Consider the following 10,374-nt stretch of genomic DNA (forward strand, 5'->3'; position numbering starts at 1 on the left):
GCCTTTTTAATTTCAGATCAGAACCCGGCCTTGCCCGGATACCAGTCGGTGCCTGCCAGAGGCACTTTTGCCATCGCAGCCGCCTCCAACGTCAGGGCACACAGATCCTCGGGCTCCAGATTGTGCAGGTGGTTGTGACCGCAGGCCCGCGCGATGGTCTGCGCCTCAAGCGTCATCACCTTCAGGTAGTTGCGCAGCCGCCGTCCGGCCTCGACCGGGTCCAGGCGTTTGGCCAGCTCCGGGTCTTGCGTGGTAATACCCGCCGGGTCCTGTCCTTCGTGCCAATCGTCATAGGCCCCGGTGGTGGTGCCCAGCTTCTGGTATTCAGATTCCCATTTTGGATCATTGTCACCCAGAGCAATCAGAGCCGCCGTGCCGATAGCCACCGCATCCGCGCCCAGGGCCATCGCCTTGGCCACATCAGCCCCGGTGCGGATGCCGCCCGAGATCACCAATTGCACTTCGCGATGCACACCCAGATCCTGCAGCGCCTGAACGGCAGGGCGAATACAGGCGAGCGTCGGGATGCCCACATGTTCGATGAACACGTCCTGCGTGGCTGCCGTGCCGCCCTGCATCCCGTCCATCACCACAACATCAGCTCCAGCTTTCACCGCCAGAGCAGTGTCATAATAGGGTCGGGTCGCGCCGACCTTGACGTAGATCGGCACCTGCCAATCGGTGATCTCACGCAGTTCGAGGATCTTGATCTCTAGATCATCCGGTCCGGTCCAGTCTGGGTGGCGACAGGCCGAGCGCTGGTCGATCCCCTTGGGCAGCGTGCGCATCTCGGCCACGCGGTCGCTGATCTTCTGGCCCAGTAACATGCCGCCGCCGCCAGGCTTCGCGCCCTGCCCGACCACGATCTCAATCGCGTCGGCCTTTCGCAGATCGTTCGGGTTCATGCCATAGCGTGACGGCAGGTATTGATACACCAGCTTTGACGAATGGCCACGTTCTTCAGGTGTCATACCGCCGTCACCCGTCGTGGTCGATGTCCCGGCCATAGATGCCCCTCGGCCCAAGGCCTCTTTTGCAGGACCGGACAAAGCGCCAAAGCTCATGCCCGCAATGGTGACAGGAATGTCCAACTCGATAGGATTCTTGGCAAAACGCGTGCCCAGCGTCACCGAGGTATCGCAGCGTTCGCGATACCCTTCTAGCGGATAGCGCGAGACGGATGCACCCAGAAACAACAGGTCGTCAAAATGGGGCACCTTGCGTTTGGCACCACCACCGCGAATATCGTAGATGCCAGTAGCAGCAGCACGCCGGATTTCCGCGTTGATTGGGTTGGTAAAGGTCGCCGACTGGATCGGCATGGTGCGGGGGATGGTCTGATCCAAATCTTTCATTCCCATGTCCTCAGTAAGCGGCTGCGTTGTCGATGTCGAAATTGTAAAGCTGACGTGCCGAGCCGTAACGCTTGAACTCATCCGGCTTAGCGTCCGATCCGGCGCGCTCCAGCAAGCCAGTCAAAATTTCGATATGCTCAGGCCGCATCTCTTTCTCGATGCAATCCGCGCCCAGGCTTTTGACCGAACCGCGCACGAACAACCGTGCTTCGTACAACGAGTCTCCCAGGGCATCACCGGCATCTCCGCAGACCACAAGGTTGCCCGCCTGTGCCATGAAGGCCGACATGTGGCCGATGTTTCCATGCACAACGATGTCGATGCCTTTCATGGAAATCCCACAACGCGAACTGGCATTGCCCTTGATCACCAACAAGCCACCATGGCCGGTCGCACCGGCATACTGGCTGGCGTCACCATCGACGATAACGGTGCCGGACATCATATTCTCGGCCACGCCAGGGCCCACCGAGCCTTCGACCTTGATGGTCGCCTGCTGGTTCATGCCCGCGCAGTAGTAGCCGGTTGAGCCCTTCACCGTCACCTCAATCGGAGCGTCCAGACCAACGGCAATGGCGTGGCTGCCCTTGGGATTCTGCACTTCCCAATTGGTCTGGTTGGTCTTTTTGCTTTGCGCCTGAAGGATCGAGTTCAATCCGCGCAGGCCGTTTTCTGCAACATCATAAGTCTGCATGTCAGTGGCTCCAGAAATAGACGGTTGCGGGCTCGGGTTCCCAGACTTTGGCGTCTTCGATACCTGGCAAATTGACCAATGCGCGATATTCGCTGCCGAACGCGACGTATTGATCGGTCTCAGCCATCACCGCTGGTTTGCAAGCGATCGGGTCACGGACGACGCCGAACCCATCCTTTGTGCCGACCACAAAGGTGAAGAACCCGTCCAGATCCTCAAGGCTGCTTTCCAGCGCTTCGCCCAGAGTAGCCCCGTTCTGCATCTTCCAAGTCAGGTAAGATGCGCCCACCTCGGTGTCGTTCATCGATTCGACCCGCACGCCCTCGCGCTTGAGTTTGCGACGCAGAGAATTGTGGTTCGACAACGACCCGTTGTGCACCAGGCACTGATCCGCGCCGGTGTTGAACGGGTGAGCCCCTTCGGTGGTCACAGCAGACTCGGTCGCCATGCGCGTGTGGCCAATTCCGTGGCTGCCGCCCATGGTCGATACGCTAAAGCGTTCGGCCACGTCCTTGGGCAGACCCACCTCTTTGTATATTTCGATGGTTTCGCCATCCGACATTACACGCATACCCGGGCGCAATTCACGGACAGCCTGGCGTGCTTCATCAACTTTGCCGCTGTCCAGTTCCAGTACAGCGTGCGTATCGTTGGAGCGCAGCGAAACCTGCGTGCCAATCGCAGCGCCCAGATCCGCAGCCAGAGTTGCGAAGTCTACATCCGGCGAATCCGACTGCACCGTCAGCTTGGCAGCGCCATCCGATTCTGCGCCATAGATCGCAATTCCTGCACTGTCCGGGCCACGATCCGTCATCGTAACCAGCATATCCGTCAACATCGCGCCTAGCTCAGGCTCCAATGCCCTGTCTTTGAGAAACAGACCGACAATTCCACACATCAGCTTTTGCCCTCTGAAAAGTTCGTCGAGAAGACACTAGCAGCACGGTTTTTAAAACGCAACAGCACGAAATAATTTTTCCTGTGGGGAAAATTCCGAGATTGTGAAAGTGACAAGCACCATAGATACCGGCAAGCGGGTTGGACTGGGCACCATTGAAATCAATGCGTTGGCATTCAACTGGTCTGAGGATACGAGATGATCGACAGGTATTTGGCCGGCAATTTCACCAACCCTTCGGGCCCGTGCGGCGCGTCCGCATCAAAGAAAAGTGTATCACCGGGCTTGAGAGAATAGATCGAGTCGCCATGGCGATAGTCGACTTCACCCTCCAACATATACAGCATTTCAATTCCGTCATGCTGGAACGTCGGGAATCGGTCCGATTCTTCGGTCAACGAAATCAGGTACGGCTCCACAACCACTCCGCTGGCATTTGCCCCCAGATGACCCAGCAGGTTGTATTGATGTCCCGCTCGGGTGCCAGCCCTTTCTGTTTCAACACCCTCGCCCGCCTTGGTGTGCACAGCATTCCGGGTTTCCTCATAACGTCGAAAAAACGAGGTGATAGGCGTGCTCAGCGCATCGGCCAGCAACTGCAATGTCGTCAACGACGCTGAGGTCGCGCCGTTTTCGATCTTGGACAACATGCTGATGGACAGGCCGGTCGATGCCGACAATTCCGCGATTGTTATGCCTTGCTGCAACCGCAACGCCTTGATTTCGCGACCGATAGCGGTTTCCAGATTTTTCTCGCCGCTGTCCCTGACTTTGTGCGGGTCCTGCGACAGCACCGCCGCTTCGTCAGTTTTATCCGTCTGCGTCATCGGGTCCCTCTTGATCCGTCTCAACGTTCCCGGCAACCATCGCACAGGTCGGTAGTGTTTGTGTAGCCTGCCCTATCAGGATAATTTGTTTCACAGCAGGGATATTTCTGCTATCGTGCTCGATACCGTGGCGATTGCCCGGACCAGTGTGGCATTTTGTAGATATCAGAGGCTGTCATGCACCAGATCTCAGCTCCTTTGAACCATCTGAAATTTGACGGGCGAGACCAGTTTTCTATTGGGTTCCTTTTGTTGCCCGGTTTCCCGATGGCCTGCCTGTCTTCGGTGATCGAGCCGCTTAGGGCCGCAAATGAAATCTCTGGGCAAGAGAAGTTTTCATGGACCCTGTATTCCGAAGACGGAGCATCGGTTCAGTCAAGTGCGCGCCTCACCTTTGAATCAGATGGTGCGCTGAGCGCCGCGGGAGAGGTTGATTTTCTGTTCGTTTTGTCCGAGCCCGACGGCACATTTTCGAACCCTCAGGCGACGACGGGCAAGCTGCGATATATGTACCGGCACGGGACCACACTGTGCGCAGTCAGCGGCGGCATTTTCCCACTGGCGCGATCGGGTGTCCTGGACGGCCAAACTTGTTCGGTTCATTGGCTCTATCGCACTGCATTTGTGGCGGAATTTCCGCAAATTGAAATTACCGATGACGTGATCGCCATTAACCGCAGATGTTGTACGGCGTCCGGCGCGGCTTCGGCATTTGACTTTGCGTTGCACGTGATCGACGCCGCGCTCGGCGATGCAACAATGGCAGAGGTCGCCTGCTGGTTCCAGCACTCGGCTATCCGAAATCCCAATATCCGGCAGAAGACCCCGACATTCAGCACTGACGAAACAGCCGATCATCTGCCGTATAACGTCTCACAGGCGATTGCGCTGTTCTCGGAGAACCTTGCATTCCCATTGACGACACGTGAGGTCGCGCGGCAAGTCGGCGTGTCGGCCCGGCATATGGAACGCAGTTTCCGTCAGGCGGTTGGCCAAAGTCCTGGCGAATACTATCGCCTTTTGCGCCTGCGCGCAGCCCGGCAGCTAGTGATCTACACTCGGGATTCGCTGACCTCGATTGCCCATGCTGTCGGATATACCAGCCCGACCTCAATGTCGCGGCAGTATACCGAGCAGTTCGGTGCCACCCCTCGGCAAGATCGTCAGGAACACAACCGGTTCAGGGTGACAAGCAACACATTTCTGCATTAGCCGTTCAGGAAATGGTCTGAGCCGTTTCTACCAGCGCATGATGCAAGGAACCCGCAGAAGATCTGGGGCCCAACACGGAAAAGTCCTGACCAGCGTCGCGACACCAAACGTAGCAACCGATGTGGTGAATAGCGCACCGAGTCACCGTCTGAGATTGCATCGCCCTGATGTCCGAGTTGCAAAGACGTTCGAACAAGCGGAACACATCCCTGCCTCGCACGTCAAAACGGCACCACCCATCTGTCTGCTCAACCACCGAAGCCGTCTGCTGCATTGCGGCTTTGACTTCCACTGACAAATTTTCGTGACTGGCATAGCTGGCATCGATCATCCAGATGTCCGGGCCGATCCACAGCGCGGAATACTCTGACCCGACCGCGGCATGCCCCGGTTGCGGCAAATCAAAACCCAGCAGGTTCTTGGCTTGCCCGGCAAATTCCGCCTCGTGACCCTGTCGCATTGACAATGAGGCCAAAGCCCTGTCTGCCAACTCGGCAATGGACACGTTTGCGAACGTATCCTTTGCCGGTTCAAACGCCCCAAGCGGTGTGATTGCTCTTAGTTTATGCACGCAAACGCTCCCCTTCCGGATCGACAAAATGGGCGCTGACAACTTCTACATGGGTTTCAGAGCCTTCCAGCGGATTAACGATCCGCATCACCTCGCCCATTCGCTCGGCGCCGTTCTTCAAATAGGCCAGACCGATCGAAGACTGCAGAATTGGCGAATACGCGGCAGAGGTCACGTAGCCCTGATCATGTGCGGCATCCACAGGCCCATCCTTGGCCATCAGGTGGCCGCCCGCAGCAACCGCTTGGCCCGCATCAACGGGCTTCAAGCCAACAAGGCGCAAGGCGTCGGGTTCGTTCAGCCCTTCGCGTTCACTCAGCGTATTGCCGATGCAATCCTTCTTTTTGCTGACCATGCGCCCAAGCCCCAGATTCAGCGCCGTCGTTGTACCGTTCAACTCATTCCCTGCAGCATGGCCTTTTTCGATACGCATCACGCCCAAGGCCTCGGTTCCGTACGGCACGACATCGAATTCTTCGCCTGCCTCCATCAAAGCGCGTACCAACGCATCGCCATAACGTGTCGGTACCGCGATCTCATAAGCCAGTTCGCCACTGAACGAGATCCGAAACAGGCGTGCGCGACAACCGCCACAGACCGTGATTTCCGAACAAGCCATGAACGGGAACGCCTCGTTCGAGGTGTCGAATTCGGCATCCACCACCTTTTGCAGCAATTTGCGCGAGTTCGGCCCCGCAACGGCAAACTGTGCCCAGGCCTCGGTGGTTGAGATCAACTGCACATCCATATCCGGGCACAGGCATTGGCGTACGAATTCCATGTTGCGATAGACCAGAACCGCATTGGCGGTGGTAGTGGTCACGACAAAATGATCCTCGGCAAACCGGGCGGCGGTGCCGTCGTCATAGGCAATGCCATCCTCGCGCAGCATCAGCCCATAGCGCACCTTGCCCACGGGCAGTTTCCCAAACTCGTTGGCGTAGATCACGTTCAGGAAAGCCGCTGCATCCGCGCCCTGCACGTCGATCTTGCCCAGCGTGGTCACATCGCACACCCCGACCGAATTGCGGGTCTGCAGCACCTCACGGTCCACCGATTGCCGCCAATGGGATTCGCCCGTGCGCGGGAACCACTGCGCCCGCAGCCAGTCGCCGACTTCCGTGAATACCGCGCCTTGCTCGACCGCCCATTTGTGGCTGGGGGTTTCACGCGTCGGGTGGAAGTGTTTTCCGACCGAACTGCCCGCCAGCGCTCCCATTGCGACCGGAGTATAGGGCGGGCGAAATATCGTCGTTCCGGTCTCAGGGATCGATTTGCCGGTCATTTCTGCCATAACCGCCAGCCCCCCCATATTCGAGGTCTTGCCCTGATCCGTCACCATGCCAAGGGTCGTATAGCGTTTCAGATGCTCAACCGAGACAAAGTTCTCTTGATGCGCCAGTTTCACATCCTTGACGGTCACATCGTTTTGCTGGTCGATCCACGCCCGGCCTTTACCTACTTTTACATACCAGAACGGTTGCAGGTTGACCGGAGCATCCTCAGCCTGCGGAACGGGGCTCGAAGTTGCCTGAATGCCAAGATCGGCCAGTGCCTCTGCGGCACGCGCGGCCCCGGATTCCAGAGCCCCTTGGGTGGAAAGCGCGCCTGCCGCGGCCCCGGCAACAGACAACCCAACAGGCAGGTTCTCACCTGGCACGAATGCCGCCAGGGCTTCGTTCCACTGCGGACGTCCGCGCTTATGGCAAGTCAAATGCACATTCGGGTTCCAACCCCCCGACACTGCAAGAGATCCGCAAATGATATCGCGGGTAAAACCCTGTTGCGTTTGGATCGTGACGGTCTCCAAACCCAGACGTCCCTGGCTGCCGATCACCTGCGCGCCTGCGAAGACTTCGGCACCCTGAACCGCCGGCGCATCAGCCCGCGTATCGATGACAGCCGCAATTTTGACGCCCTGCGCCATCAGATCCATAGCCGTGCGATGACCATCGTCGTTATTGGTGAAAACAGCGACACGTTCATGTGGCGTCACAGCCCAGCGATTGGTGTATGATCGAACAGCCCCTGCCATCATGATCCCGGGCCGGTCATTATTCGGAAACGCGATCGGACGTTCGGTTGCACCGGCACACAGCACCGGGCGTTTGGAGTAAATCCGCCAGAATATCTGACGCGGCTCCTCGGCCCCGGGTTCCGGTTTGTGATCGGCGACGCGTTCAACAGCGCCATAGATGCCGTGATCAAATGCGCCGACCACCGTCGTGCGCGGCAGCAACCGCACATTATCCATTGTGGTCAGTTCGGCCACGACCCGGACAGCCCAATCAGAACCGGCCATTTCGTCGATGGTATAGGTTTCCGAGTTCAACCGCCCGCCGAGCGCGAAATCTTCGTCCGCCAGAATGACCCTTGCCCCAGCCCGACCGGCCGTTAACGCCGCAGACAGGCCCGCAGGACCGGCCCCGATCACAAGCAGATCGCAATGCAGAAAGCCCTTGTCGTAAACGTCCGGATCGTCTTCGCCCGAAACGCTACCCAAGCCCGCTGCGCGCCGGATTATGGGTTCATACAATTTTTCCCAAAACGCCTTGGGCCACATGAAGGTCTTGTAGTAGAACCCCGCCGTCAGGAAGTTGCTGAAGAGATCGTTGACTGCCAACATATCGCGCTGCAACGAAGGCCAGCGGTTCTGCGAACGCGCCTCCAGCCCCTCGTATAGCTCTGCCACGGTGGCACGCGTGTTGGGCTCTTGCCTGCCGCCTGCGCGCAATTCGACCAGCGCATTCGGCTCTTCTGATCCGGCTGTCAGCACGCCACGGGGGCGATGATACTTAAAGGACCGTCCCATCAGGCGCACGCCATTGGCCAACAGGGCAGAGGCCAGCGTATCGCCCGCCAAACCCTGGTAGCGATTGCCGTCAAAGGTAAAGTTGAGGGCCTGACCGTGGTCGACCAGCCCGCCTTTCAGTCGATTGATCTGTCCGCTCATCTGCCGCGCCCCTGTGCCCGAGCCACATCCCGGGCCATTTCAACTTTTGTGATTTCATGTGTCAGCGTATTACGCGTCACCACCAGCCAGGACCGGTCGCCTTGCTCGTGATACCAAAGCTCACGATGCTCACCCGCCGGGTTGTCGCGCAGGTATAGATAGTCGTGAAACGCCTCGGCGGCGTTTTCGGCCTGCCAATCGGGGCGATCGATCAGCGCTGCGTCGCCCAGATAGACGAATTCCTGCGCGTCGCGGGGGCCAAGAAGCGGATGTTCAATGATCATTTATCAGCTCCGTCAGTGCAAGTTGGGCTGCGCGCCCTGCCCTTTTTCGTCGATGATGTGGCCCGAGCGGAAGCGGTCCAGACGATAGGCTGTGGCGGTTTCATGCGGACGGTCCGTGGACAGCAGATGCGCAAAACACCAGCCCGACGCCGGAGTGGCCTTGAAGCCGCCGTAACACCAGCCCCCGTTGAAATAAAGCCCGTCGATACCGGTCTGGTCGATGAAGGGCGAGCCATCCATCGACATGTCCATAATCCCGCCCCAGGCCCGCAATAGGCGAACGCGACCCAAGGCAGGGATCAGAGAGATACCGCTTTCAACCACATCCTCGATCACCGGCAAGTTCCCCCGCTGGGCATAGGTGTTGTACATGTCGATATCGCCACCAAACACCAGCCCGCCCTTGTCCGACTGGCTGCAGTAGAAATGGCCCGCGCCATAGGTGATGACACCGTCGATCACCGGTTTCGGCCCTTCCGAGACAAAAGCTTGCAACACATGGCTTTCGATGGGCAGGCGCATGCCAGCTTTCTCCATCACGCGGCTGGACGAGCCCGCAAGGGCAACACCGACCTTTTTGGCCCCGATATACCCGCGCGAGGTTTCGACCCCCTGCACCTTTCCATTTTCAATGCGAAAGCCCGTCACCTCGCAGTTCTGGATGATGTCCACGCCGCGCGTATCCGCGCCGCGCGCATAACCCCAGGCCACCGCGTCATGGCGCACCGTGCCGCCGCGCCGGTGCAGCAAGCCCGCTTTGATCGGAAAGCGCGCGTTGTCGAAGTTCAAAAACGGATACATCGCCCGCACGCCATCGGTGTCCAGCAATTCGGCATCCGACCCGTTCAGGATCATCGCATTGCCCCGCCGCCGCGCGGCATCGCGCTGCGCATCCGTATGCAACAGGTTCAGAATACCCCGCTGGCTGACCATGGCGTTGAAGTTGAAGTCCTGCTCCAACCCTTCCCACAGTTTCAGCGAGAATTCGTAGAACGGCTCATTCCCGTCCAGCAGATAGTTCGAGCGGATGATGGTCGTGTCCCGCCCCACATTGCCGCCGCCGATCCAGCCCTTTTCCAGCACGGCAATCCGGGCCTCGCCGAAATCCTTGGCCAGATAATAGGCCGTGGCCAACCCGTGACCGCCACCGCCAACAACGATGATGTCGTATTCGCTTCGCGGTTCGGGGTCGCGCCGGGCTGGTTTCCAGCCTTTATGGCCTGTCAGAGCTTCTTTGATGATCCGAAGTCCGGAATAGCGCATGGGTCTCTCGTGTCAGTTTGATGACAAATTGCACGAAGCCTGATTCATGGGTTCATCTGATTTGCGGTGTTCAATTGTTCCGATGCGACATAAAGGTGTTCAACTTTCTCGTATTGCTCAATTTATCTGTAATTTGGGATCATAGAGCGCAAAATACAGCTTTTTTGCGCATTACATTAGCCACGTTGCCAAACCTTTACCACACTCGATAAGTATCCCTTCTCTTGCGAACTCGTCCCCACCTGTCAGATCGAACGCAGTTCTGTTAACGCATGCTGGGACATGACAGGAGCAGGTCGTGACGATCTCATTTAAGG

At 58.1% G+C, this 10,374-nt stretch carries 9 protein-coding genes; 1 reads left to right on the forward strand and 8 read right to left on the reverse strand.

The window, feature by feature from the left end:
• Nucleotides 1–17: 17 nt before the first annotated feature.
• The 4 genes from ACR0B3_RS15175 to ACR0B3_RS15190 all read right to left on the reverse strand — a co-directional run bounded on the left by ACR0B3_RS15175 (nucleotide 18) and on the right by ACR0B3_RS15190 (nucleotide 3,774).
• The gene (locus ACR0B3_RS15175; RefSeq protein WP_480809835.1) at nucleotides 18–1,361 is read right to left on the reverse strand and encodes an FMN-binding glutamate synthase family protein; all 1,344 of its coding nucleotides are present in this window, start codon (nucleotides 1,359–1,361) and stop codon (nucleotides 18–20) included.
• 4 nt (nucleotides 1,362–1,365) lie between these two features.
• Complete coding sequence (locus tag ACR0B3_RS15180) at nucleotides 1,366–2,049, reverse strand: protein GlxC (protein WP_480809822.1); 684 nt, start codon at nucleotides 2,047–2,049, stop codon at nucleotides 1,366–1,368.
• 1 nt (nucleotide 2,050) lies between these two features.
• The gene (locus ACR0B3_RS15185) at nucleotides 2,051–2,947 is read right to left on the reverse strand and encodes a class II glutamine amidotransferase (protein WP_480809823.1); all 897 of its coding nucleotides are present in this window, start codon (nucleotides 2,945–2,947) and stop codon (nucleotides 2,051–2,053) included.
• Nucleotides 2,948–3,123: 176 nt separating this feature from the next.
• Nucleotides 3,124–3,774: a helix-turn-helix domain-containing protein gene (locus ACR0B3_RS15190; RefSeq protein WP_480809824.1), complete on the reverse strand. Its 651-nt coding sequence runs from the start codon at nucleotides 3,772–3,774 to the stop codon at nucleotides 3,124–3,126.
• Nucleotides 3,775–3,951: 177 nt separating this feature from the next.
• On the opposite strand from ACR0B3_RS15190, the gene ACR0B3_RS15195 reads away from it, so the two are divergent.
• Entirely contained in the window at nucleotides 3,952–4,986 is a 1,035-nt protein-coding gene (locus tag ACR0B3_RS15195; protein WP_480809825.1) for a GlxA family transcriptional regulator, read from the forward strand.
• Nucleotides 4,987–4,990: 4 nt separating this feature from the next.
• On the opposite strand, the gene ACR0B3_RS15200 is transcribed toward ACR0B3_RS15195, so the two are convergent.
• Genes ACR0B3_RS15200 through ACR0B3_RS15215 form a run of 4 tightly spaced genes read right to left on the reverse strand, consistent with a single transcriptional unit; the run spans nucleotide 4,991 to nucleotide 10,057 of the window.
• A complete protein-coding gene (locus ACR0B3_RS15200) occupies nucleotides 4,991–5,557 on the reverse strand; it encodes a sarcosine oxidase subunit gamma (protein ID WP_480809826.1) in 567 nt (188 codons plus the stop codon).
• Nucleotides 5,550–8,510 (reverse strand): sarcosine oxidase subunit alpha family protein, encoded by a 2,961-nt coding sequence (locus tag ACR0B3_RS15205; protein ID WP_480809827.1) that lies wholly within the window; start codon nucleotides 8,508–8,510, stop codon nucleotides 5,550–5,552. The genes ACR0B3_RS15200 and ACR0B3_RS15205 overlap by 8 nt, the downstream gene beginning before the upstream one ends.
• Nucleotides 8,507–8,794 (reverse strand): sarcosine oxidase subunit delta, encoded by a 288-nt coding sequence (locus tag ACR0B3_RS15210; protein ID WP_480809828.1) that lies wholly within the window; start codon nucleotides 8,792–8,794, stop codon nucleotides 8,507–8,509. Before ACR0B3_RS15210 ends, ACR0B3_RS15205 begins: the two co-directional genes overlap by 4 nt.
• A 12-nt stretch (nucleotides 8,795–8,806) precedes the next feature.
• Nucleotides 8,807–10,057, reverse strand: a complete 1,251-nt coding sequence (locus tag ACR0B3_RS15215; protein ID WP_480809829.1) for a sarcosine oxidase subunit beta family protein — start codon at nucleotides 10,055–10,057, stop codon at nucleotides 8,807–8,809.
• Nucleotides 10,058–10,374: the final 317 nt, after the last annotated feature.

This window comes from Ruegeria sp. CE9 (assembly GCF_056537425.1).

Coding starts and splice junctions, on each gene's coding strand:
- ACR0B3_RS15175 (WP_480809835.1), bottom strand. CDS start 1,361: ATGGGAATGAAAGATTTGGATCAGACCATCCCCCGCACCATGCCGATC.
- ACR0B3_RS15180 (WP_480809822.1), bottom strand. CDS start 2,049: ATGCAGACTTATGATGTTGCAGAAAACGGCCTGCGCGGATTGAACTCG.
- ACR0B3_RS15185 (WP_480809823.1), bottom strand. CDS start 2,947: ATGTGTGGAATTGTCGGTCTGTTTCTCAAAGACAGGGCATTGGAGCCT.
- ACR0B3_RS15190 (WP_480809824.1), bottom strand. CDS start 3,774: ATGACGCAGACGGATAAAACTGACGAAGCGGCGGTGCTGTCGCAGGAC.
- ACR0B3_RS15195 (WP_480809825.1), top strand. CDS start 3,952: ATGCACCAGATCTCAGCTCCTTTGAACCATCTGAAATTTGACGGGCGA.
- ACR0B3_RS15205 (WP_480809827.1), bottom strand. CDS start 8,510: ATGAGCGGACAGATCAATCGACTGAAAGGCGGGCTGGTCGACCACGGT.
- ACR0B3_RS15210 (WP_480809828.1), bottom strand. CDS start 8,794: ATGATCATTGAACATCCGCTTCTTGGCCCCCGCGACGCGCAGGAATTC.
- ACR0B3_RS15215 (WP_480809829.1), bottom strand. CDS start 10,057: ATGCGCTATTCCGGACTTCGGATCATCAAAGAAGCTCTGACAGGCCAT.